General features: G+C 34.3%; 26 protein-coding genes. 21 read left to right on the plus strand and 5 right to left on the minus strand.

Annotation, left to right across the window (positions count from 1 at the left end; translation table 11 throughout):
- Window positions 1-8 precede the first annotated feature (8 nt).
- From rpsK to LHL71_RS01310, 13 genes are all read left to right on the plus strand, one after another.
- Complete coding sequence (gene rpsK, locus LHL71_RS01250) at window positions 9-398, plus strand: 30S ribosomal protein S11 (protein WP_227361243.1); 390 nt, start codon at window positions 9-11, stop codon at window positions 396-398.
- 67 nt (window positions 399-465) lie between these two features.
- A complete protein-coding gene (locus LHL71_RS01255) occupies window positions 466-1,416 on the plus strand; it encodes a DNA-directed RNA polymerase subunit alpha (protein WP_227361244.1) in 951 nt (316 codons plus the stop codon).
- A gap of 22 nt (window positions 1,417-1,438) precedes the next feature.
- Window positions 1,439-1,822 carry a 50S ribosomal protein L17 gene (gene rplQ, locus LHL71_RS01260; protein ID WP_227361245.1) on the plus strand — a complete coding sequence of 128 codons (384 nt, stop codon included), beginning with the start codon at window positions 1,439-1,441 and terminating at the stop codon, window positions 1,820-1,822.
- Between the two features lie 185 nt (window positions 1,823-2,007).
- Entirely contained in the window at window positions 2,008-2,832 is an 825-nt protein-coding gene (locus LHL71_RS01265; RefSeq protein WP_227361246.1) for an energy-coupling factor transporter ATPase, read from the plus strand.
- Window positions 2,811-3,680 carry an energy-coupling factor transporter ATPase gene (locus LHL71_RS01270; RefSeq protein WP_227361247.1) on the plus strand — a complete coding sequence of 290 codons (870 nt, stop codon included), beginning with the start codon at window positions 2,811-2,813 and terminating at the stop codon, window positions 3,678-3,680. The genes LHL71_RS01265 and LHL71_RS01270 overlap by 22 nt, the downstream gene beginning before the upstream one ends.
- Window positions 3,673-4,467, plus strand: a complete 795-nt coding sequence (locus tag LHL71_RS01275) for an energy-coupling factor transporter transmembrane component T family protein (protein ID WP_227361248.1) — start codon at window positions 3,673-3,675, stop codon at window positions 4,465-4,467. Before LHL71_RS01270 ends, LHL71_RS01275 begins: the two co-directional genes overlap by 8 nt.
- Before the next feature lie 7 nt (window positions 4,468-4,474).
- On the plus strand, window positions 4,475-5,272 hold the full coding sequence (gene truA / locus LHL71_RS01280) for a tRNA pseudouridine(38-40) synthase TruA (protein ID WP_227361249.1): 798 nt from the start codon (window positions 4,475-4,477) through the stop codon (window positions 5,270-5,272).
- A 127-nt stretch (window positions 5,273-5,399) separates the two neighbouring features.
- On the plus strand, window positions 5,400-5,843 hold the full coding sequence (rplM, locus tag LHL71_RS01285) for a 50S ribosomal protein L13 (RefSeq protein ID WP_227361250.1): 444 nt from the start codon (window positions 5,400-5,402) through the stop codon (window positions 5,841-5,843).
- Between the two features lie 13 nt (window positions 5,844-5,856).
- The gene (gene rpsI, locus LHL71_RS01290) at window positions 5,857-6,249 is read left to right on the plus strand and encodes a 30S ribosomal protein S9 (protein WP_227361251.1); all 393 of its coding nucleotides are present in this window, start codon (window positions 5,857-5,859) and stop codon (window positions 6,247-6,249) included.
- A gap of 155 nt (window positions 6,250-6,404) precedes the next feature.
- Window positions 6,405-7,298 carry an SDR family oxidoreductase gene (locus LHL71_RS01295; protein ID WP_227361252.1) on the plus strand — a complete coding sequence of 298 codons (894 nt, stop codon included), beginning with the start codon at window positions 6,405-6,407 and terminating at the stop codon, window positions 7,296-7,298.
- A gap of 331 nt (window positions 7,299-7,629) precedes the next feature.
- Entirely contained in the window at window positions 7,630-9,021 is a 1,392-nt protein-coding gene (gene asnS / locus LHL71_RS01300; protein WP_227361253.1) for an asparagine--tRNA ligase, read from the plus strand.
- 78 nt (window positions 9,022-9,099) lie between these two features.
- The gene (locus LHL71_RS01305; protein WP_227361254.1) at window positions 9,100-9,411 is read left to right on the plus strand and encodes a heavy metal-binding domain-containing protein; all 312 of its coding nucleotides are present in this window, start codon (window positions 9,100-9,102) and stop codon (window positions 9,409-9,411) included.
- Window positions 9,412-9,479: 68 nt separating this feature from the next.
- Window positions 9,480-10,070, plus strand: a complete 591-nt coding sequence (locus tag LHL71_RS01310) for a TMEM175 family protein (protein WP_227361255.1) — start codon at window positions 9,480-9,482, stop codon at window positions 10,068-10,070.
- A gap of 35 nt (window positions 10,071-10,105) precedes the next feature.
- On the opposite strand, the gene LHL71_RS01315 is transcribed toward LHL71_RS01310, so the two are convergent.
- A complete protein-coding gene (locus tag LHL71_RS01315; RefSeq protein WP_227361256.1) occupies window positions 10,106-10,987 on the minus strand; it encodes an AraC family transcriptional regulator in 882 nt (293 codons plus the stop codon).
- Between the two features lie 225 nt (window positions 10,988-11,212).
- Here LHL71_RS01315 and LHL71_RS01320 point away from each other — a divergent pair, with 225 nt between their 5' ends.
- Window positions 11,213-12,394 (plus strand): iron-containing alcohol dehydrogenase, encoded by a 1,182-nt coding sequence (locus LHL71_RS01320; protein WP_227361257.1) that lies wholly within the window; start codon window positions 11,213-11,215, stop codon window positions 12,392-12,394.
- Window positions 12,395-12,475: 81 nt separating this feature from the next.
- Window positions 12,476-13,318 carry an aldo/keto reductase gene (locus LHL71_RS01325; RefSeq protein ID WP_227361258.1) on the plus strand — a complete coding sequence of 281 codons (843 nt, stop codon included), beginning with the start codon at window positions 12,476-12,478 and terminating at the stop codon, window positions 13,316-13,318.
- A 29-nt stretch (window positions 13,319-13,347) separates the two neighbouring features.
- Here the strand turns inward: LHL71_RS01325 and LHL71_RS01330 are convergent, their stop codons facing one another.
- From LHL71_RS01330 to LHL71_RS01340, 3 genes are all read right to left on the minus strand, one after another.
- Window positions 13,348-13,527, minus strand: a complete 180-nt coding sequence (locus tag LHL71_RS01330; RefSeq protein WP_227361259.1) for a KOW domain-containing RNA-binding protein — start codon at window positions 13,525-13,527, stop codon at window positions 13,348-13,350.
- Window positions 13,528-13,665: 138 nt separating this feature from the next.
- Window positions 13,666-15,435, minus strand: coding sequence for an ABC transporter ATP-binding protein (locus LHL71_RS01335; protein ID WP_227361260.1), 1,770 nt, complete (start codon window positions 15,433-15,435; stop codon window positions 13,666-13,668).
- 11 nt (window positions 15,436-15,446) lie between these two features.
- A complete protein-coding gene (locus LHL71_RS01340) occupies window positions 15,447-16,106 on the minus strand; it encodes a MarR family winged helix-turn-helix transcriptional regulator (RefSeq protein ID WP_227361261.1) in 660 nt (219 codons plus the stop codon).
- 172 nt (window positions 16,107-16,278) lie between these two features.
- Here LHL71_RS01340 and LHL71_RS01345 point away from each other — a divergent pair, with 172 nt between their 5' ends.
- Window positions 16,279-16,878 carry an ECF transporter S component gene (locus LHL71_RS01345; protein ID WP_430689982.1) on the plus strand — a complete coding sequence of 200 codons (600 nt, stop codon included), beginning with the start codon at window positions 16,279-16,281 and terminating at the stop codon, window positions 16,876-16,878.
- Window positions 16,879-16,895: 17 nt separating this feature from the next.
- Here the strand turns inward: LHL71_RS01345 and LHL71_RS01350 are convergent, their stop codons facing one another.
- Window positions 16,896-17,180: a DUF2187 domain-containing protein gene (locus LHL71_RS01350; RefSeq protein ID WP_227361262.1), complete on the minus strand. Its 285-nt coding sequence runs from the start codon at window positions 17,178-17,180 to the stop codon at window positions 16,896-16,898.
- 157 nt (window positions 17,181-17,337) lie between these two features.
- On the opposite strand from LHL71_RS01350, the gene LHL71_RS01355 reads away from it, so the two are divergent.
- The 5 genes from LHL71_RS01355 to LHL71_RS01375 all read left to right on the plus strand — a co-directional run bounded on the left by LHL71_RS01355 (window position 17,338) and on the right by LHL71_RS01375 (window position 24,736).
- Window positions 17,338-17,961, plus strand: coding sequence for a glycoside hydrolase family 73 protein (locus tag LHL71_RS01355; protein WP_227361263.1), 624 nt, complete (start codon window positions 17,338-17,340; stop codon window positions 17,959-17,961).
- A gap of 74 nt (window positions 17,962-18,035) precedes the next feature.
- Window positions 18,036-19,196 carry an ATP-grasp domain-containing protein gene (locus LHL71_RS01360; protein ID WP_227361264.1) on the plus strand — a complete coding sequence of 387 codons (1,161 nt, stop codon included), beginning with the start codon at window positions 18,036-18,038 and terminating at the stop codon, window positions 19,194-19,196.
- 116 nt (window positions 19,197-19,312) lie between these two features.
- On the plus strand, window positions 19,313-21,544 hold the full coding sequence (pcrA, locus tag LHL71_RS01365; RefSeq protein WP_227361265.1) for a DNA helicase PcrA: 2,232 nt from the start codon (window positions 19,313-19,315) through the stop codon (window positions 21,542-21,544).
- Window positions 21,545-21,559: 15 nt separating this feature from the next.
- A complete protein-coding gene (gene ligA / locus LHL71_RS01370) occupies window positions 21,560-23,578 on the plus strand; it encodes an NAD-dependent DNA ligase LigA (protein ID WP_227361266.1) in 2,019 nt (672 codons plus the stop codon).
- An 18-nt stretch (window positions 23,579-23,596) separates the two neighbouring features.
- Window positions 23,597-24,736 carry a CamS family sex pheromone protein gene (locus tag LHL71_RS01375; RefSeq protein WP_227361267.1) on the plus strand — a complete coding sequence of 380 codons (1,140 nt, stop codon included), beginning with the start codon at window positions 23,597-23,599 and terminating at the stop codon, window positions 24,734-24,736.
- Window positions 24,737-24,766: the final 30 nt, after the last annotated feature.

A 24,766-nucleotide genomic window follows, 5' to 3' on the forward strand; every position in this document is an offset into this window, starting at 1 on the left:
CTAACTTTATGGTAAAAAGAAAAACAAGTCGTAAACGCCGTGTAAAGAAGAACGTTGAATCAGGTGTTGCGCACATTCACTCAACTTTTAACAACACTTTGGTAATGATTACTGATACACAAGGTAATGCCATTTCATGGTCATCTGCCGGTGCATTAGGCTTCCGAGGAAGTCGTAAATCTACTCCATTTGCTGCACAAATGGCATCTGAAGCTGCTGCAAAAACTGCAATGGAAAATGGAATGAAGACTGTTGAAGTTGCCGTTAAAGGTCCCGGTTCTGGTCGTGAAGCTGCTATCCGTGCACTTCAAGCAACTGGTTTAGAAGTTACTGCTATTCGAGATGTTACTCCAGTACCTCATAACGGTTCTCGTCCTCCAAAGCGTCGTCGAGTTTAATTAGTAGAATTTATTTTGTTCAAATTAATTGCAAACTCGTACGTTTTGAAAGGGGTTAATGATAAGAATGATCGAATTTGAAAAGCCTAACATTCATAAAATAGAAGAAACTGATAATTTTGGTGAAGTAATTATTGAACCACTTGAACGTGGTTATGGAACTACCTTAGGTAATTCCTTACGTCGTACTTTACTTTCTTCATTACCTGGAGCTGCTGTCACAAGTATTCAAATTGATGACGTTCTTCATGAATTCTCAACTGTAAAAGGTGTAGTAGAAGACGTTACTCAAATTATTTTAAATGTTAAGAAAATTTCTTTGAAATTAGATGGACCAGATGACGAAGAAAAGAATTTAGAAATCGATGTTATTGGACCAGCAGTGGTTACTGCCGGTGATATTGTTGGTGACAGTGATGTGACTGTCTTAAATCCAGACTTGCACATCGCAACTGTTGCTGATGGAGCAACCTTCCATATGCATTTAACTGCAAATAAAGGTCGCGGATTCGTTTCTGCTATGGAAAACAAAAAACGTAGTGCTGAAATGCCAATCGGTGTACTTCCCGTCGATTCTATATATACCCCAATTGAACGTGTTAACTATCAAGTTGAAAGCACTCGAGTGGGTCAACGTGACGATTTTGACAAACTTACATTAGATATTTGGACTGATGGTTCAATTACTCCTAATGAAGCTGTTAGTCTCGCTGCTAAAATTCTAACTGAACATCTTGAAATGTTTGTTAACTTAACTGATGAAGCTAAAAATGCTGAAATCATGGTTGAGAAAGAAGAAACACATAAAGAAAAAATGTTAGAAATGACTATTGAAGAACTTGATCTTTCAGTTCGTTCTTATAACTGTTTAAAACGTGCCGGAATTAATTCCGTACAAGAATTAACAGATAAGTCTGAAGCTGATATGATGAAAGTTCGTAATCTTGGTCGCAAATCACTTGAAGAAGTTAAAGAGAAGCTTGCGGGTCTTGGACTATCTTTACGTAAAGAAGATTAAATGATAAGGAGGACATCCCTTAATGAGTTATCGTAAATTACAAAGAACTAGTGCTCACCGTCGTTCATTATTACGTAATTTAACTACTGATTTAATTATCAATGGTCAAATTACTACTACTGAAGCAAAAGCCAAAGAAGTTCGCTCAACTGCAGACAAAATGATTTCACTCGGTAAACGTGGTGACTTACATTCACGTCGTCAAGCAGCTGCCTTTCTTCGCGATGTTATTGCTGATGTTAAAGAAGACGGCGATGATATTACTGTAACTACTGCCTTACAAAAGGTATTTGGTGAATTAGCTACTAAATACGCAGACCGTAATGGTGGTTACACTAGAATCATGAAAACCATGCCACGTCGTGGTGATGGTGCCCAAATGGTTATTTTACAACTAGTTGACTAATTATTTTAATATAAGTTAATTAATAACATATTTTTCACGAGAATCACTCGGATTTTCGGTATAAAACGTAACGATGGTGGATAATTTATCCTAGTCTAGTTTGAATGTGGGAATTATTCTCATGCGCCGTTAATCTGTTAGTGATTTTTTTGTACATAAAAAAATATTATGGTAGGCCAAAGCTAATGAAAAATATTATTGAGGTAAAAAATATATCGTTTAAATATCCTGAGCAGTCTGAAATTTTTAAGGACCTTTCTTTTGAAATTAAAAGAGGAGAATGGACTGCTATTATCGGTCAAAATGGTAGTGGTAAAAGTACGATTGCCAAGTTAATAGACGGATTATATCAACCTATGAGTGGCGAAATTTTTGTTGATGATCTTTTGGTTAATGAGGAAAATATTAATAAAATTCATAAAAAAATTGGATTGGTATTTCAAAATCCCGATGATCAATTTGTTGGAGCTACTGTGGAAGATGATGTGGCGTTTGGGTTAGAAAATCAATTAATGAGCACTGATGAAATGCATACAATTGTTGAGAAAAGCCTAAAAAGTGTTAATATGTGGGAGTATCGTGAACGAGTTCCGGAAAGTCTTTCAGGCGGACAGAAACAGCGCGTAGCTATCGCCGGAATAATTGCTTTAGCTCCTCAAATTATCATTTTAGATGAATCTACTAGTATGCTGGATCCATTGGGGCGCAAGGATATTATTGACTTAATTTATCGTTTAAAGCAGGAACTGAATTTAACGGTAATTTCAATAACTCATGATATTGATGAAGCAGCTTTGGCTGATCGAATAATGATTTTAAATCAAGGTCAATTGGTAGAGGCTACGGATCCCAATGATATGTTTAGTAATGAAGATAAGTTATTGGAATTAGGCTTAGATGTGCCATATACGGTTAAACTCATGGATGCCTTACGACAACAAGGATTAGATGTTCCGCATAGATATATGGATGAAGGAGAGTTGGTCAAATGGATAACACAATTAAAATAGATCATTTAAGTCATTTATATGATGACGGCTCAAATAACCCTGTCTATGCCCTAAAGGACGTTACTTTAACTATTAAGGATAATTCCTATGTATCAATTATCGGACATACCGGTAGTGGGAAATCGACGTTAGTCCAACACATTAATGCTTTACTTAAACCAACTACGGGTGAATTATCAGTTGGTGATTTTAAAATCGAGCCCAAGACTTCCAATAAAAATCTAAAAAAATTCCGCCAACATGTTGGCATGGTATTTCAATTTCCGGAGAAACAATTATTTGAGGAAACGGTTATTAAAGATATCATGTTTGGACCACTAAATTACGGTAAAAGTGAGTCAGTCGCTGAACAATTAGCTCTAGAAGCTATGGATTTAGTTGGTTTAGATAGTAAATTAGCTGAAAAATCACCTTTTGATTTATCTGGGGGCCAAAAACGACGGGTTGCAATGGCAGGAGTTTTGGCAATGCAACCAGAAATTTTAATTTTGGATGAGCCCACTGCTGGTTTAGATCCGAAAAGTCATCGAGAAATAATGGATTTAATTTACCGGATGCATATTGATCGGCAGATGACGATTATATTAGTTACTCATCAAATGGATGACGTGGTTCAATATAGTGATCAAGTAGTCGTAATGGATCATGGTGAAGTCGTTAAAGTGGGTAATTCCACAGAAATCTTTAATGACCCCCAATGGTTAATTCAGCATCAATTAGCATTACCTAGTAACGCAGAATTTGCCTATCGATTAAGTCAAGCTGGCTATCAAGTACCTGGTAATTTAGATAATATATGGCAGTTGGCTAAAGCGATTATTGAGGTAGGTGAAGTTGATCATGAGTAACTTTATCTTTGGACGTTATTTACCTGGAAATTCTTGGATTCATAAAATGTCGCCCCAGGCTAAACTATTAATAAGTTTTTTCTTTGTTTTAGTTATCTTTTTGGCTAACAACTTAATTAGTTATGCCATGCTAATTGTTTTAATATTAGCTACAATTGTTTTATCCGGAATTTCAATTAGCTTTTTTATTAAGGGGATTCGGCCGTTACTTTGGTTGATAATTTTTACGGTTCTTTTACAAATTTTATTTAGTAGTGGGGGAACTCCCATTTTTAAATGGGGAATTTTTTCCATTACTGATCAAAGTTTGATTAACGGTGGTTATATATTTATTCGCTTCTTATTAATCATTATGATGTCGACAGTTCTTATGTTAACCACTTCGCCATTAGCATTAGCTGATGGGATTCAAACCTTACTAAAACCGCTAAAACGACTACATTTTCCAGTGGATACCTTGGCTTTAATGTTATCGATTGCTTTGCGGTTTGTACCTACCTTAATGGACGAAACTCAAACTATCATGAATGCTCAACGAGCTCGAGGGGTTGACTTTGGTTCTGGTAGTATTAAGCATCGAATCAAAGTGGCGGTTCCTTTATTAATTCCTTTATTTACTGGTGCTATTACGCATGCTGAAAACCTGTCAACAGCGATGGAGGCTCGCGGATTTACGGATAGTGAGCATCGAAGTAAGTATCGGATTTATAAATGGCAAAAAAGAGATACAATTAGTTTCCTAGTGTATATATTAGTGGCAGTGTTAGTTATATTAGTTAGAAAGTAGAGATAACATGGTTCGATACAAAGCAACCGTTGCCTATGACGGTACCTTATTTAGTGGATTTCAACGACAACCTAATAAGCGGACAATTGAAGGAATTTTAACCAAGAAAATTAATTTAATGGCTAAAAAGCCTACCCCAGCTATTGAAGTATTTGGATCGGGGAGAACGGATGCCGGCGTACATGCTTTAGGCCAAGTAGTCCATTTTGATTTTCCTTATGATTTATCTGAAGAAAGTATGTATATGGGATTAAACAGTATGTTGCCGCTAGACATGCAAATTAAGAAGGTAGAAAAAGTTCCTGATGATTTTCACGCTCGATATGATGTTTCGGGTAAGCGATATGTTTACCGAGTAACTTTAGATCAATTTATTAATCCGTTTAAAAGAAACTATACTTCTAATTGGAAATATCCGATTGATCTGGATAAACTTAACGCGGCCCTCCAAGATTTAATTGGTGAACATGATTTTTCTAGCTTTGTGGCTTCCGGATCTACTGCAAAGACTAACATTAGAACCATTTATGAAGCATTTGCTAAATTAGATGCAGAAAATAATGAGATTGCTATTGAATTTTATGGCAATGGATTTTTATACAATATGGTCCGAATTATGGTGGGAGTAGTTTTAGAAATTGGTTCTGGATTACGAGATCCCCACGATATTATCCGACTTTTTGAAGTCAAAGATCGGACTCAAGCAAGAAGAACTATGCCAGCAAGTGGACTATATTTAAAGAAGGTTTATTATCAGGGCGAGGATCCTAAACATCCAACCAAATTACCAATGAAGTGGAAGTAAATTATCTAAAATGAGATTGACTTTTTAGGGATTTATTTGTATCATGATAACTGGTATTGTTTGCCCCACGATAAGCCCCGGAAACTTATTGGTGTCGAACAAACACAGAAACATGGAGGAATTTAACGTGCGTACAACTTATATGGCAAAACCTGGTGAAGTAGAACGTAAATGGTACGTTATTGATGCAACTGATGTTCCTTTGGGACGTCTATCAACTGTTGTTGCTTCAATTTTACGAGGTAAAAACAAACCAACATTTACACCTAACGTAGATACAGGTGATAATGTTATCGTTATTAATGCAAGCAAAGTGGCTTTAACTGGTAAGAAGGCTAAAGACAAGATTTACTACCGTCACAGTAAGTTTATCGGTGGTTTAAAACAAAGAACTGCTGGTGACTTCCGTGACAAGAACCCTGAAGGCTTGATTGAAAAATCAGTTAAGGGAATGCTTCCTCATGGAACATTAGGTCACAAGATTGGTTTGAAATTACACGTTTATGCTGGTGCTGAACACGAGCAACAAGCACAAAAACCTGAAGTATTAGACATTAGTAACCTAATTTAAGGAGGAAATTGCATTGGCTCAAGTACAATATTACGGCACAGGCCGTCGTAAAGATTCAGTTGCTAGAGTACGTTTAGTACCTGGTACTGGAAAAATTATCATGAATGACAAAGCTATCGAAGAATACATTCCATTTGCTAACTTACGTGAAGTTGTTATGCAACCATTCAACGTTACTGAAACTCTTGGTAACTATGATGCATTAGTTAACGTTAACGGTGGTGGTTTCTCTGGACAAGCTGGAGCAACTCGTCACGGTATTGCACGTGCATTACTAGAAGTAGACCCAGATTTCCGTGGACCATTAAAACACGCTGGTTTATTAACACGTGATGCTCGTATGAAAGAACGTAAGAAACCAGGTCTTAAGAAAGCTCGTAAAGCTTCACAATTCTCAAAACGTTAATATATATTCTATATTTAGTTTTGAATTCAACACCTTTCCTTTGGGAAGGTGTTTTTTTGTGGCTAAAATTAACGGATAGGTAACTTAGTGGGCAAATTATTTTATGAAGGCGATGTCTTGCAGTAAGGTAAAAAATATAAAAGGAGGGTAAAAAGATGGAAAAACCAGTTTTGAAAGATCCTAGAAAATTATACTTTACTGATAAATTTAAAGAACAAGATCAAGCTGCGCCTGCACTTCAATCTAAGATGGATCCCGTACCTGATTGTGGAGAACATAGTTATGTTGGTAATCATAGATTGGAAAATCGCCGGGTACTGATTACGGGTGGTGATTCCGGAATTGGCCGTGCAGCTGCCATTGCGTTTGCTAGGGAAGGAGCAGATGTTGCACTTCAATTTTTACCGGGTGAAGAAGCTGATGCTAAACAAGTCGCTCAATATATCCAAGATGCCGGCAGAAAAGCGGTTTTACTACCTTATGATTTAAAAGATGACTCAACTCCACATACTATCGTGGAAAAAGCCGTTAAAGAATTAGATGGTCTGGATACTTTAGTTTTAAATGCGGCTCATCAAATCTCACAGCCATCAATTGAAGATTTACCCGTTCAACAAATAAAAGATACCTTTAACATCAATATTGTTGCTATGTTTGCGATTGTTCAAGCAGCATTGCCACATTTACCAGCTGGTAGCAGTATTATTACTACTACTTCAGTTCAAGCCTTTAAACCTAGTCCTCATTTAATGGATTATGCAGCTTCTAAGGCAGCGATTGCCAATTTTACTGTTAATTTAGCCCAAGAATTGTCGGCCAAAGGCATTCGTGTAAATGGGGTTGCTCCAGGTCCGGTTTGGACACCATTGCAATTAGCTGGAGGCCAACCAGTTAGCGCCTTACCAAACTTCGGCCAAAAATCCTTAATGCAACGCGCCGGTCAACCTGCGGAATTAGCTCCAGTTTATGTATTTTTGGCTTCCAATGAAGCTAGTTATGTTACTGCCCAAATTTATGGAGTAACGGGTGGCCAACCAATTAATCTATAGTAAAAAATCATTCATTGCCTAACTAGGTTAATGGATGATTTTTATTATTAAATCCTATATTTACACGCTTCGGCTTTAATGCTATCATTATAAAAAATACAGTTTTACGAGTAAGACGAGTAAAATATTAGCCAATTGTTAGCGAATTGAGGATAGTGGAAGCTCAATCAATTGAGATATTTGAAAAACACCTTACTTGATCATTTAAATAATACAAAAGTGGTTTATTAATAAACAATTTGGGTGGTACCGCGAAGGAAATCTTTCGTCCCTTTTTTAGGGATGGAGGATTTTTTATTTGCATAAAACTGTAATCATAGGAGGCAACATAATGGATAACTTACGTGTTAAAGACTTATACAAAGATCCAGCTAGCTTTGCGGATAAAAATATTACCATTAGTGGTTGGATTAAAACTATTCGAAGCTCTAAAAAAGTTGGTTTTATTGAAATTAACGATGGAACTTACATGAAAAATGTTCAGGTCGTATTTACTCGTGATTTGGAAACTTTTGATGAAATTGCTAAATTCCCACTTAGTGCAACAATTAAGGTTACTGGAGAATTTGTATATACTCCCGATGCTAAACAACCTTTTGAAATTCATGCCAATGAAGTGGTATTAGAAGGTAATTCAGATATTGATTATCCGCTACAAAAGAAAAAGCATTCATATGAATATCTAAGAACTATTTCACATCTTAGACCTCGTACTAATACCTTTTACGCCGTCTTTAAGATTCGTTCTTTAGCTTCTTTTGCGGTTCATCAATATCTCCAACAAAATGATTTTGTATATGTAAATACTCCAATCATTACTAGTAGTGATGCTGAAGGAGCCGGTGAAATGTTTAAAGTGACTACTTTAGACTTAGAAAACTTACCAAAAAATGATGAAGGTAAAGTAGATGCTACGAAAGACTTCTTTAAGAAAAATACTAGTTTAACAGTTAGTGGCCAGTTAACTGCAGAAGCTTTTGCATTATCATTTGGCAATGTTTATACCTTTGGACCAGCCTTTAGGGCAGAAGATTCTCATACCCCACGTCATGCTTCCGAATTTTGGATGATTGAACCCGAAATGGCATTTGCCGATCTAAATGATGTGTTAAATGTATCAGAAGGCTTACTAAAATACGTAGTTGATTACATTTTAGAAAATGGTCGTCCAGAATTAGAATTCTTAAACGATGCTGTGGATGATACTTTAATCGAACGTTTAACTAATACTAGCCAAGCCGACTTTGCTAGAATTACTTATACTAAAGCTATCGAACTTTTAGAACAAGCTGATGTTGAATTTGAATATCCTGTTAGTTGGGGAATTGATTTACAAACTGAACACGAACGCTACTTAAGTGAAGAAGTTTATAAAAAACCCGTCTTTATTACCGACTATCCAAGAGATATTAAGGCCTTTTATATGCGTGATAACGCTGATGGTAAAACCGTTGCCGCTGTAGATTTATTAGTTCCTGGCATTGGTGAACTAATCGGTGGTAGTCAACGTGAAGAACGTATTGAAGAATTAACTGCTAAAATTAATGAATTTAATTTAGATCCAGAAGAATATCAATGGTACTTAGAATTACGTAAGTATGGTGAAACGATGCATTCAGGATTTGGAATTGGGTTTGAACGTTTAGTAATGTATGTTACTGGTATGACTAACATTCGCGATGTTATTCCATTCCCAAGAACTCCCGGTAACGCAGAATTTTAATAAAAAAGACTCCTTTAAGGGGTCTTTTTTATTATTTACTGGTAGAATGAAATTAAATAACATGTTAGGAGAATCTTTATGCTAATAACAACAACTGAAAATATTTCTGGTAAACAATACGAAGTTATCGGAGAAGTCTTTGGAGTTACCACTCAATCAAGAAACATCGTTAAAAATGTGGGCGCCACTTTAAAAAATATTGTAGGTGGCGAGATTAAAACTTATACTAAAATGCAAGAAAATGCTCGTAATTTAGCAATTCAACGTCTAGAAGAAAGTGCTCAAGCTAAAGGTGCCGATGCGATTGTTTGCATGCGATTTGATTCTTCATCAATTAGTAACGATATGCAATCAGTAGTAGCTTACGGCACAGCCGTTAAATTTGTTTAGGATCAGGTCATTTCAATTGACAAAGACTAGTATTTAAAATAATAATTACCCTAATGAGGTGATTATTTATGAATAAAGAGCAATTAGAACCTTTTACAGACGGGGTAACGGCGATTATCATGACCATTATGGTCTTAGAAATTAAGACACCGGAAGTTGATGACATTTCAGCCTTATTTAAAGAAAGCACTCATTTTATTGCTTTTATAATTAGCTTTTGTTTTATTTGTGCGGCTTGGTATAATCATCGCTACTTATTAAATAATTCCGAAAATATTTCTAAAAAAGTTTTTTGGATTAATAATTGGTGGTTATTAAGTATGGCGATTATTCCGGTTTCAACTAGCTGGGTAAGTAGCTTTCCTTTGGCGAAAGCTCCAGAATATTTTTACTTTTTTGTTTTTTTAATTTGGACCTTTGCTTATCATACTTTAGATAAGGTGGTTTACGATGAGAATAAGAAACTCATTGATGACCAATTTAAGGATAAAGAAGTAACTAAGATCCGCAATTTTCACTATTTATTTGATTTAGGAGTGGGCTTAGTAGGCTTAATTGGAATTTATTTTTTACCAGTAGTTGGCTTAGTTTTAATTGTAATTCAGATAATTAGTTGGGTAATCATTAACCCTACTAACTATAATATTAGTGAACTATAGTTAGCAAAAAAAGAGGCTTAGAATAAGCCTCTTTTTTATTGGTTTAAAGCGTTATTTTTTCGATATGCTTTAGGAGTTAGGTTATTGGTCTTTTTAAAGATTTTACTAAAATAAGCACTATCGTTAAAACCAGTCATCAGAGCAATATTAGTAATAGGAAGATCGGTTTCTCTTAATAAAGTTTTAGCCTGTTTAACGCGATAACTGGTTAAATATTCCATCGGAGTTTGGTGGAAAGTGGCTTTAAAAATTCTGATAATTTCTCGTGAACTCATGCCAATCAATTCAGCAAGATCATCAAGATAAATTTTTTGTGCATAGTTTTGATGAATAAAAGCCAGCATTTTCTTAGCTTGCTCATTAGGATATGAATTATTAAACAATTCATTGGGACGATTGTCTGCCTTTTTCATAATAATTAACCAAGCTTCAGATAGTAAATTTCTAATTTTAAAAGCTTCATTTTGATCTAGCTTATTTAATTGATTAAGGATATCGATATATTCTTTAGTGTAAGGTTCGCCCTGTTTAAAAATTAATACTTCAATAGATTGATTTTTTAGAATTGGGTTTAAATATCGGGTTTCGAAAATGCTCCGATAATGTCCCGTTAGTAAAACGGGATGAAATAAATGAGCATACTCAATCGCAGCTTGATCATCGTTAGCGCTACGTTTGGTGTTTATAACGTTAGTATTAATAAAATAACCGTCGCCTGGCTGGATGGTATAAATTTGATGCGTGGTTTCAATAATAATGGGACCCTTATAAGCAAAATTAAACTCGAGTTCTTCGTGCCAATGCCAAGGAATATCGTCATTACTTAAATTACGATGGTGCATTGTGTAGGGAAATTCATAAGTAATGCCACTAATACTTTCTATGCCATTTTCATCTTGTATAAACGGTATTTCCATTTTTGAATCATCTCCGTAAAATAATTATACAATTAGTAATAATTTGTCATTTTAATCATAATAATTATACATCATATTATATTTTTGTTAATTTAAAGTTGCTATCATATTTATGTAATTATTAATATGAAATTTGGAGTTACCTTAATGTTTAAACGATTAAAGAAAATTATCATAAAACTATATCAACGACCATTATTTTAGTGGAGTAAGAGAGGTAAAATGATGAATAATTTTGATTATTATGCACCTACTGAAGTTGTATTTGGTAAACAAACTAAAAATGAAGTGGGAAACTATATCGATAAATATGGTGGTAAAAATGTGTTAATTGTTTTTGGTAGCGATCGAGTTATCAAAAATGGGTTAATAGATGAAGTTAAAGAATCTTTAAACCAAGAAAATATTAAATATACCCTATTAGGGGGCGTCGTACCTAATCCGCAATTATCCAAAGTATATGAAGGGATTGAATTAGGTCATCAACATAATATTGATTTTATTTTAGCGATTGGTGGTGGCTCGGCCATTGACACTGCTAAAGCCATTGCTTATGGAATTGCAGAACCTGATAAAGATGTATGGACCTTATATGAACATACGCGACAAGCGGTTAGCTGCTTACCAGTAGCCTCAATTTTAACGATTGCAGCAGCTGGTAGTGAAACCAGTATGGGATCTGTAATTACTAATGAAGTTACGCATGAAAAACGTGCTTATGACGATAATTTAGCCCGACCTAAATTTACGATTATGAATCCTGAACTAACCTTAACTTTACCTAAGTATCAAACTAATAGTGGAATTACCGATATTATGATGCACACAATGGAAAGATATTTTACTAATGGTAGTCATATGGAACTGACTGATGCTATTGCTGAAGGATTATTAAAAACGGTAATGAAAAATGCTAAGATCCTTCAAGCAGATCCAACAAACTATGAAGCCCGGGCTGAAATTATGTGGGCCGGTTCATTATCACATAACGACTTAACGAGACTAGGAACCGATGGTGGTGATTTCGCTACCCATATGTTAGAACATGAAGTTAGTGGTATGTATGGAGTAACGCACGGGGCCGGGTTAGCAGCTATTTGGCCAAGTTGGGCTCGCTATGTTTACCAAAATAATTTATCTAGATTTGTTAAATTTGCAATAAACGTGATGAAAGTAGATTCAACAGGAACAGAATCTGAAATTGCCCTAAAAGGCATCGAAGCAATGGAAGATTTTTATCATTCAATTGAAATGCCTATTAATTTAAAAGAATTAAAAGTCTCTCCAACTGATGATGAAATTGAAATTATGGCCAATCGTTTCGTAGCATCTACGGGTGGATTTAAGGGTTCGATTAAAAAGATTTTTGGCAATGATGCTAAACAAATTTATTTAATGGCTCGCTAATGTATAGGCACTTATAAGTACCTTATTGTTATTACAAGCTGATAGATTTATTATATAAATAAACCGTAGGGAGGTATAATTATGGAACAATATAAATTAAATGATGGTAAAATGATTCCACAATTAGGCTTAGGAGTTTACTTAATAGAAGATGCTAACGAATTGAAAGATTCAATTTCTAATGCTTTAAAAGATGGCTATCGACACTTCGATACAGCTGCTATTTATCATAATGAAGAATTAGTGGGTGAAGCCTTAGCTGATAGTGACGTAAAACGTGAAGATTTATTTATTACATCAAAAGTATGGAATAATAACACCACTTATGATGAAACAATTGCAGCGTTTCATGAATCATTAAAGAAATTGAAAACTGATTATTTAGATTTATACCTAATTCATTGGCCTAGTGAAGGTTATCAAGAAAAATGGCGTGCCTTAGAAAGTCTATATAATGATGGTTTAGTTAAGTCAATTGGGGTTTCTAATTTTGAAAAACCTCAAATGGATAAATTATTAACAACCGCTAAAATTAAACCAGCAGTTGATCAAGTTGAAACTAATCCTTACTTCCAACAAAAAGAATTACATGAATATTTAACTAACTTAGATATTGCTCACGAAGCATGGGGTCCTTTAGGACAAGGTAAAGGTGCGGTATTAGAAGACCCAACTTTACTTAAAATTGCTCAAGCTCATCATAAGAGTGTGGCACAAGTAATCTTGCGCTGGAATATCCAAAGAGATGTTATTGTAATACCAAAATCAATTCACGCTAATCGAATTGCTGAAAACATTGATATTTTTGATTTTGAATTAAGTAATGATGAAATGTTAGCCATTGCCAACATTGATAAAAACCAACGTGGATCAGAAAATCCTAACGATAACGATTGGTTAAATGAATCATTAAATATGAAATAAAAAAGATCTTCCCAATAGGGAAGGTCTTTTTATTTATTGTAGGTATCTAATTGTTCTTCATTGTAATACATTTCTCGGTTTTTATCGCTTTGTTCAAATTTAACTAAATATTTTCCACTGTCTTGGTCGTAACCTTCAATAGTACCCATATCGGTAGTATTAGGTTCATCTAGGATTGTAACTTTATCGCCAACTTTAAATTTAAGCATTAGAAATACCTCCTAAATATAATTTGATTTCATGGAAATCTTAACACCAAAAATATATTTTTGCATGAAAAAAGGATTGGCAAAAACCAATCCTTTATTTATATTAACCTCTGTGTTTATTACCATTAAACTATAAAATTAGTTTACCATTTGTTCATTAACATATTTCGCATAAAGCTCATGGGAATTGATAAGTTCCTGGTGAGTCCCATGACCAGTTACGGAACCTTTTTCAATAAAGTAAATTTGATCGGCATCAACGATCGTTGATAAACGATGCGCAATAACTAGGGTGGTTCGGCCAACCATTAATTTATTTAAAGCTTGTTGAACCTTTTCCTCAGATTGAGAATCTAAACTAGCAGTGGCTTCGTCTAACATTAAAATCTTTGGATTTCTTAAGAAAGCTCTAGCAATAGCAATTCGTTGCTTTTGACCACCAGATAATTTAACGCCACGTTCACCAATCTGGGTATCAAGTTGTTCAGGGAAATCCTTAACAAATTGATCGGCATAAGCTAATTGCAATCCTTGCCATAATTGATCATCGGACAAGCTATTGGCTAATCCATATTGAAGATTATCTCGAATAGTTCCGGCAAAAACAGCACTATCTTGAGAAACTAAACCGATTTGGGAACGCCAATTATCTAGATCGACGTTTTGAATGTTTTGATCACCAACCATAATTTTTCCTTGGGTGGGTTGGTAGAATCGTTCGATAAGTGAAAAGATGGTTGATTTACCACCGCCACTTGGTCCCGCAAAAGCAATTACAGAATTGGGTTTTGCTTCAAATGAAACATCTTGAATGATGGGATGATTTTCATCGTAACTAAAGTATAGGTGTTGAGCTGAAATGTTTTGGCCTTCAACATCGATATAATCATTGGCATGATTTAATTGAGTTTCTACTGGAGTTTCTAGAATTTCATTAATTCGTTCCGTAGATCCCATGGCCTTTTGAACTTGAGAGAAGAAGGTGGCAAAGGTAGCCACTGGAGAAATTATATTAAATAAATAAAGTAGAAAAGCTACTAAGGAACCACTGGTTAAAGTACCTGCTTGTACTCGAATAGCTCCATAGCCTAAAATTCCCACAAAAATACCTAACATAGCGGTCATCATGATGGGTTGTAAGACCGCTTCAACTTTGGCATCTTTGATACCTAATGAGAAAATTTTGCTAATGAAGTTTGCTCCGGAAGCTTCTTCACTTTTTTCACCATTACTGGCTTTAATTAAACGAACCTCTGATAATTTTTCCGTAGCATCCGCATTAAAATCAGCTGTGGCTGCTTGAAGTTGGCGACCTAATTTAGACATTATTTTTCCAATTGGTAACATGATGATGGCAAAAATCGGAACGGTGATAAACATGATAGAAGCCATTTTCCAATCCATGAAAAATAAAATAACAATTGATCCGGCTAACTGGAGGGCTCCCGTAATAAAATTAGGAAATTGTGATGTCACCAAATCTTTAATGATTGAGGTATCATTAACTAAACGAGAACTAATTTCTCCGGATTTGTGATCGTCAAAATATTTAATCGGAAGTTTTAGTAAATGATTCCATAAAATTTCTCGTAAATTTTTAACGGCACTTTCACCAACGTATCGGAGAATAAAACCACTAATGGTTCCGACACCTAATTGAATAATAAAGGCTAAAATTAAAATAGTTAAAGTAGACATGCTAATCTTAGCTAAATGACTAGTATCAATTAAACCTTTAGTTAATTGTGGAACGATTAAACTAGCCACAGTAGTAACTAAACTTAAAATGATGCCTAAAATAAATAGGGATCTTTTAGGATTAACGCGATCAATTAGGCGAATAAAGTCTTTAAATTTAAAAGTTCCTTTGGACCTAGGAGCTTCATTAAAATCGGGATGATTATGCATAAGAGTTCTCCTTAATCATTGTCTTCTTTAAATGGACGACGACTCCAAAAACCATTTCTAAAAAAGTCATTACGAGGATCGAAGTTGGCGTGGTGCATGTGATGATGCATATCGTGGCGCATTTGTTTATGGATGTTTTTTAAATCAGCATCGGTTTGAGCATCAGTTAATTTTTCAAAATAACTATCGCGCAGATCTTGCATGTATTTTAGCCGATCAGTTGGATCAACAAAGTGTTCCGCCATTTTCTTAAAATCAGCACTCCAACCGTCAGCTATTTTACTCAAATATTTATCAAATTGTTGCTGTTCTTCTAAAGATAATCCAGCAAAAAAATTATTTTCAGGAATATCTTTATTTTTAAGATTATCTTGGGCTTTCATAGTGCCTTGTTCTGTTAAATAAACGTGTTTAATCCGTTTATCATTAGTATCTTCTTTACGAACAATGTCACCATTGTTTTCCATTTTTTTAAGTAATTCTGCTAATGAACTAGGTCTTAGATCTAAAATCTTGGCTAAATAGCTTTGATTTAAACCATCTTCAATGCCTAAAATAGCTAATACTCGTTGCTGTCCCGTAAATTTTTGGTTATTTTGACGCATAAAAGTATTACTAGCTTGACTAATAAAGTGGAGATGTTTCATTAATTCCTCGTTAAAATTATCCATCAACTAATCCTTCTTTCTAAAATAATTCGGTACCTAACTTTTTAACGTCTGCTATTATAATTCGGTACCTAACTAATTGTCAAATAGTTTTTAAAATAAATTTATAAAGGGTTAATCTTATAATTAGTTAGTGTATAATTAACCCAATTATTAAGGAGAAAGTGAATGTATTATGAAAAAAAACCAGGCTTTTCGTTTTAATTTATTAGCTATGTTTATTGCCATTATTATTTTACAAACCACTGTACCTTTACTAGGCTTAATTCCAGTGGGACCCTTGAGTATTACGATCATTCCAGTAACCGTTACGATTGCTACAGTCGTTTTAGGAATGAAAGATGGAGCTATCATTGGGGGTGTTTGGGGATTTATAACGTTTATTAGAGCATACATATGGCCTACGAGTCCGTTAGCGACCATCGTATTAGTTAATCCAGTTATTTCGATCATCCCAAGAATCATGATTGCTGTGGTAGCTGGTTGGATTTTTAATTTACTTAAAAATCGTTTCAAAAATAAGAAAATTTCAATTTCTATTGCAGCGATTGGTGGGACATTAACTAACACCATTTTAGTTCTGGGATTAATCTATATTTTTTATCGTTCAGATGCCCCCCAATTGTATCAAGTTAACATTAAAGCTTTATTGCCTTACTTATTAGGAGTAGTAGCAACTAATGGAATACCTGAAGCTATTTTCAGTGGGATTGTAACACCACTAATTGCTGCGCCTTTATTAAAAATAATGAATAAAAAAAACCAGAACAATTAAATTGTCCTGGTTAAAAATTATTTTTTAGTTTTCTTATCAGATTCTTCATCAGTATTTTCAGTATCATCAGTTTCAATAACTGGAGCAGCTTTTATCATAGTAAGGTTTTTATTATTAATAACAACTTTATTGTGATACTTGTCGATGATGTCGGGATCATCAGATTCAAAGGTAATTAAAAATGAATTTGTATAACCCTTATCGATGAAGCCACTAAATTTTCTTTTTTCAATGGTAAAAGAAACTTCGTCCCCGACATGAAATTTTGATTGTGCTTCACTAGGTTCTGTGTTTTTAGGCATTTAATTGACCTCCAAAAATTAAGTTTCATTGTACAATGTACCTAAAAAATATAAGTTTGTCAATTAGTATAAGAATGAATTATAGGGATGGAACTTAAAATAATTTTGATTTAAAATTAAGCATGTAATTAAAAAATAAAGAAAGATTTGATAAATTTTGGGGAGAAAAAGATATTATAAAAAGCATCATCGAGGATTATTAATCGGTCTATGTTTACTGGCAGTATTAGGAGTTGCTTGGACAAATAATGCTAATTTTTTGTCACGAGCTAAAATAATTTTTAGTAGTCACCCAGATCAATCAACAACCTTAGAGTTAGCTAATCGGAAAAAGTTTATTTCCCAATTGGCGCCAGATGCTCAGCAACTTTATCAAACTTACCAAGTCTTACCTAGTATTACTTTAGCACAAGCAATTTTAGAATCTGATTGGGGGAGGAGTACGTTATCCAGTCAGTATCATAATTTGTTTGGGGTCAAAGCTGGTCAAAATGAAACCGGGATTTATTTAAATACCCAAGAATATGTAAATGGTAAATATGAAACGGTTAGTGCCAAATTTAAAGTCTATAATAGTTGGAGAGACTCGCTAACCGATCATGCCAAATTATTAGCTTTAGGCACGGATTGGAATTCTCAACAGTACAACGAAGTTATTTCTGCAAGTAATTATATTGAGGCCGCAAACGGGCTACAACAAGATGGTTATGCTACAGATCCGACCTATACGCAAAAGATTATTAGTATTGTGGAGAAATACCATTTGAATAAATATGATTAATGATTATTAATTGAGAATTTAAAATTTAATTGCTAAAATAACTTATTATCTATAAAACAGGAAAGTAGTGAAAAATGACTATGGTAGAAGCCGATGTATTGTATCCGCAATCGACTATTGGGATTGTTGGAAATGCATTTAATGATATTAATTTAGTTAATGCGGCCCATTTAATGGGATTTAAAGTTGCTTATTATAGTGATAATCAAAATAATCCAGCTATGAAATATGCCGATTTTACTTATAATGCTTCATTTTCTAACCATGAAACATTAACTGAATTTGCCCAACAAAGTGACGTGGTTACTTATAATAGTGATACTATTGATCCACAAATTGTTCACTTTATCAGTGAATATACTGCCGTACCTCAGGGAAGCAGTATCTTGGATATTATTCAAGATCGAGTTATTGAACGTTCATTTTTTGATACCTTAAATATTAACACGGTGCCTTATGTCACCATTGTGAATTTAGAAGATGCTTATCAGGCAGTGAGTTCGATCGGTTATCCAGCGCTATTAAAACCCATTCAACCATTTTTAAATAACGGTAAAGAACTGTTAATTAATAAGGCTAGCGATATTGTTGATGCCGGTAGTCTATTAGATACGGGGACTTATATTTTAGAATCCTATGTGGAACATGATGTAGATTATTCAATTATTGTGACTAAAGGTAAAAATGGGAGCAATTTCTTTCCAACTATTGAAACTGTCTATCATGATGGCAAGGTAGTGACCGCTTTTTCAGCGGAAAATTTAGACCCAGCTTTTGACACAGAAATGCGAAGAATCAGTCAAGCAATTATTGAAAATTTAGATTTTATTGGAACTTTAGAAATTTCATTTTTTATTTCTAAAAGTGGTTCAATTTATATTAATAAAATTACTCCTAAATTAAGTAATGCAGGACTAGTATTGGAATATAGTAGTAACTCTACACAATTTATTGAACAAATTAAAGCCATTGCTAACTTAGAAATAACAGAATTAGAAGATGGATTTAAGACTGTTCAGCAAATGATTAGAAACCGAGATTACGATCGGACTATGACCCAGTTTATCATTAAAAATAACTGGCATTTTGCATTTAACTTTGGCTATGGTGAGAATGATACCGATTATGTTGGATATATTTTAATTCCTACTCAATCAGTTAAAAAAACTTTGGAACAAATTGATTCGACTACTATTTGGAATGATCTTAGTTTTAAAGGAAAATATAGTAAATAAAAAATGTCGACTTAGTCGACATTTTTTATTTCTTTAGATTCCTTATAATATCAGAAAAATCATGTAAATTTTGGTATAATTAAAAGGATATTTATCGAGAGGATGGAATGGGTTAAGTGGATACAAATAAATTAATTAGTGGTCTTAATAAGGAACAACAGGATGCGGTTTTACATACGGAAGGTCCGTTGTTAATTATGGCTGGAGCTGGTAGTGGTAAAACAAGAGTTTTAACTCATCGAATTGCTTATATTATTGAAGAAAAACATGCCCTTCCTTGGCATATTTTAGCGATTACCTTTACTAATAAAGCAGCTAGAGAAATGCGTGAACGAGTGGGTAAATTACTAGGCGAAAGTGGTAATGATGTTTGGGTTTCGACTTTCCATGCTTTATGTGTTCGAATCCTTAGAAGAGAAATTGATAAGTTAGGATACAATCGTGCATTTACGATTGCAGATACTAGTGAACAACGAACATTGGTTAAGCGTATCTTAAATGATCTTAATTTAGACCCTAAGCAATATGATCCTAGAGCCATTTTATCCGCAATTTCTAATGCTAAAAATGACCTTTTAACACCAAAACAATATCAACAAGAATTTACGGGACCATTTGAACAAGTAGTTGGTAGGGTATATGAAAATTATCAAAATGAGTTACGTAGAAACCAGTCATTAGATTTTGATGATTTAATTATGATGACTATTCAATTATTTGAACAAGAAAAAGAAGTCCTAAGTTATTATCAAGATAAATTCCAATATATTCATGTTGATGAATACCAAGACACCAATGAAGCTCAGTATCGCTTGGTCAATATGCTGGCTGACAAATACCGTAATATTTGTGTAGTTGGTGATGCCGATCAAAGTATTTACGGCTGGCGTGGCGCTAATATGGAAAATATTTTAAATTTTGAAAATGATTATCCCGATGCGCATGTTACTAAATTAGAGCAAAATTATCGTTCAACCAAAGTAATTCTAGATGCTGCCAATGCCGTGATCGCTAATAACGATAATCGAAGAGATAAAAACCTTTGGACCGAAAATGATCACGGAGAGCAAATTTCATATTATCGAGCTCAAACTGAAAGTGATGAAGCTAGGTATATCGTGGCTAATATTCAAGAAGAACTTAAAACCGCTGATCGTAACTATAATAGTTTTGCAATTTTATATCGAACAAATGCTCAATCGCGAGTTATGGAAGAAACGCTTTTAAAATCAAATATTCCATACAACATGGTGGGTGGACATAAGTTCTACGAACGAAAAGAAATTCGGGATGTATTAGCATATTTAACTTTATTAGCTAATCCCAATGATTCGATGAGTTTTGAAAGAATAGTTAATGAACCTAAACGAGGAATTGGCCAAGCAAGTATTGAAAAATTAAGAATTTTTGCCAATGATAATCGTTGGAGTTTATTAGAAGCCACCCAAAATGTAGTGTTAGCCAATGATATTTCTACCCGGGCTAAAAATTCACTTGAGCAATTTGGTAATGTTTTAAGAAGTATTCATGAAAAAGTTAGTGAACTAACAATTACTGAAATGACAGAATTATTATTAGATCAAACGGGCTACCGAGATGCTTTGAAAAATAATAAATCACTGGAAGCTCAGTCACGTTTAGAAAATATTGATGAATTTATATCAGTAACGCAAAAGTATGATCAAGATAATACAGATCAAACTGGCATTGATAACTTAGTTGATTTCTTAAGTGATTTAGCCTTAGTATCAGCTCAAGATGATGTAGATGAACAAACCAGTCAGGTAACTTTAATGACATTACATGCTGCCAAAGGTTTGGAATTCCCCGTAGTCTTTATTATGGGTATGGAAGAAGGAATTTTTCCGCTAGGTCGGGCCAATCAAGAAGAAAGTGAAATGCAAGAAGAACGCCGTTTAGCTTATGTAGGAATTACTCGAGCTAAAGAAAAACTCTTCCTAACTAACGCATTTTCTCGAACTCTATATGGTCGCCGCCAAAATAATCCGGAGTCACGATTTATTAACGAGATTAAGCCGGAATTATTAAAATATGAAAATCAAAATCGAGGATCTAAATCAAGTCTTCAAACTCCATTTGATCGTCGAACTAGTCAAGCCAGGGCTACTGCTTACCATCGTCCTAGCCAAATTGTTGAAAAACCTCAAGGATCAGGTGCTGACAAGAAGTCCTGGAATGTTGGGGATAAGGTCAATCATAAAGCCTGGGGCCAAGGAACTGTAGTTAAAGTTTCAGGAAATGGTGAAGATATGGAATTAGATATTGCCTTTAGTGAAAAAGGTATTAAACGCTTATTAGCTGCCTTTGCACCAATTACTAAAATTTAAAGAGAGGGTGTAATTTTGAAATCAGATCATCCATTAACTCAATTAGAAGCTGACGAACAGGCTGAGGTACTTAGAAATAAATTAAATAAATGGGCTAATGAATATTATGTTCATGATCAACCTAGTGTCGAAGATTCAGTATATGATCAGGCCTATCAAGAGTTGGTTAATTTGGAGACTGACTTTCCTGAAATAATCACTCCAGAATCACCTACTCAAAAGGTCGGTGATCAAACTTTATCAGTTCTTAGTAAGGTAACGCACACCATTCCAATGCTATCATTGGGCGATGTTTTTTCTAAAACAGAATTATATGAATTTATTAATCATCTAACTAAAGATGGTTATCCCTATGACTACAATTGTGAATTAAAAATTGATGGTTTAGCGATCTCACTTCGTTATGAAAAGGGAAAATTTGTTCAGGGATCTACTAGGGGTAATGGTCGCATTGGTGAGGACATTACCAAAAATTTAGAAACTATTAAATCAATTCCGAAAAAGTTATCTAAGCCTATTGATATTGAGGTCCGGGGCGAATGTTATATGCCCAAATCTTCATTTGCAGAATTAAATGAGGCTCGTCAAGATAATGGAGAAGCTCCTTTTGCTAATCCTCGAAATGCTGCAGCTGGAAGTTTACGTCAGTTAGATCCTAAAGTAACTGCCAAGCGTAAACTAAGTACCTTTATGTATAATGTGGCTGATTATAGCCAAGTAGAAGCCACTACTCAAACAGAATTACTACAAGAATTAGCGGAACTCGGTTTTAACGTTAATCCTGAGTTTAGACCAGTTAACTCAGTTGATGAACTAAACCAATATTTAGATGAATTTGAAACTCGGCGTGATGATTTATCCTATGGAATTGATGGAATTGTGGTTAAACTCAATCCTTTAACTGATCATGGTACTTTAGGCGCTACTGTAAAGGTTCCTCGTTGGGCAATTGCTTATAAATTTGCTCCGGAAGAAGCTGAAACGATTGTTAACGATATTGAATGGACAGTGGGAAGAACTGGGGTGGTAACGCCCACAGCGGTAATGGATCCGGTAATTTTAGCTGGGACTACTGTAGCTAGGGCTTCTTTGCATAATCCTGATTATCTTATTCAAAAAGATATACGTTTAGGAGATACGGTTAAATTGCATAAAGCAGGGGATATTATTCCAGAAATTTCTGAATATATTCCTAGCAAGCGACCAAAAGATAGTCAAAGCTACCCAATCATTACCCATTGCCCATCATGTGATTCAAAGTTGGTTCATTTAGATGGTGAAATTGCTTTAAGATGTATTAATCCAATGTGTCCAGCCCAGTTATCTGAAGGATTGACCCACTATGCAAGTCGAGATGCTATGAATATTGATGGCTTAGGACCTAAAATTGTGGCACAACTTTTTGAAAAACAATTGGTTAATGACGTAGCTGGTTTATACAATTTAACGTTTGATGAGCTATTAACATTAGATAAGTTTGGAGAGAAGTCGGCTAATAATTTATTAGCCGCTATTGACAATAGCAAGGCCAATTCTTTAGAACGGTTAATATATGGCTTAGGAATTCGCCATGTGGGTGCTAAAGCGGCTAGACTAATTGCTCAAAAGGTTAATGATATGGATACTTTGATGCAGGCTACTAGTGAAGAAATTGCTCAAATTAATAGCTTGGGTTTAGTAATCGCTGATAGTATTAGTACTTATTTTGCTACGGAGCAAGCTAAAAAATTAATTCAGCAATTAAAAGCTGCCGGTGTTAATATGAAATACTTAGGTAAATCATCTACCCCTAGCAATTCATTTTTTACTGATAAGCGAATTGTTTTAACCGGAAAATTAGCTGATCTATCACGATCACAAGTTAGTGAATGGCTAGAAAATCAAGGCGCCAAAGTTAGTAGCTCAGTTTCTAAAAAAACTGATTTAGTGATTGTGGGAGAAGATCCCGGCAGTAAGTATGATAAAGCCTTAGAATTAAGTATTGAAATATGGGATGAGTCACACTTAAAACAAGTGATGCAACAAGAAAATTAATCTCGAGGAGGAAATACCGTGAAAAAATTTGCTTTAACTTTAGCCTTATTATTGACTGGAATCACTCTTTCGGCTTGTGGTAGTACAGATGGATTGAGTAATTCTACTAATAATAAAAGTAGTAAAGGAACTACTCAGCTAACTGGACAAACCAATAATAAGTATTATCAAGGGGTAATTAAAAACGGGCATTACCAAACTAGTAAGTCTAGCGGGGTAACTTCTCAACAAACTTCTAACGAATACAATACTAAGAGTTTTCAAAATGGTTTAATTGATATCTCTAAAAAAGAATTCTCTACCAAAAAGTACGCTTTACAAGAAGGTCAATATCTTTCAACGGCAACTGTCGAAAGTTGGCTTGGCCGAAAATCTAAATCTAATCCCAAAGGTTTAAACCCTAAATCTAATGGTTCAACTACTCCTAATGGCCGTAATCCGCTTTATTTATCACAAATTACGGAACAAGATTTTATGACTCAAAACAATAAGAAATTAAAATTGTCAGGAGTAACTATCGGTTTAGCAATTAATTCAGTGGATTACTATAAGAAAGAACAATATGGTGCCACTTTTGAAACTGATATTAGCAATGCCACGGTCAAAGCTGAAGGTAAGAAAATTGCTAATGAAGTGCTAGCACGATTACGTAAAAAAGCTGCGTTTAAAGATGTTCCAATTGTGATTGCACTTTATAAGCAAGCCCCTAATGATAGCTTAGTAGGAGGAAACTTCTTCTCATACTCAGTTAATAATGGTAAAGCCACTTCTGTAGATAAATGGAATGCAATTGATCAAAAAAATTATGTATTTCCAATTTTAGCCGGTAAATCTAGTCCTAATTCTAATGACGTAGATGCCTTTAATAACTTTAAGAGCCAAGTGGAAAACTTCTTCCCTAATTTAAGTGGAATTACTGCCCAAGTACAATATACTAATGGTTCACTTTCAGGTATGAATGTTAATATTAACACTCAATTCTATAGTCAAACTGAAATCACCAGTTTTACTCAATATATTCAAGAAGCAGCTCAAAAATACTTACCAGCTAACACTCCAATTGATATCACCATTAAATCAACGGATGAAATGCAAAGTTTCTTAAGTCGAAATGCTAATGAAAAGAAATTCAACATGCATATTTTTAATAGCTATTAAAGTTAGCAAACATGAAAAATATTTCTGTGA

This window comes from Lentilactobacillus laojiaonis, from assembly GCF_020616595.1.
In the GTDB taxonomy this organism is placed as follows: domain Bacteria; phylum Bacillota; class Bacilli; order Lactobacillales; family Lactobacillaceae; genus Lentilactobacillus; species Lentilactobacillus laojiaonis.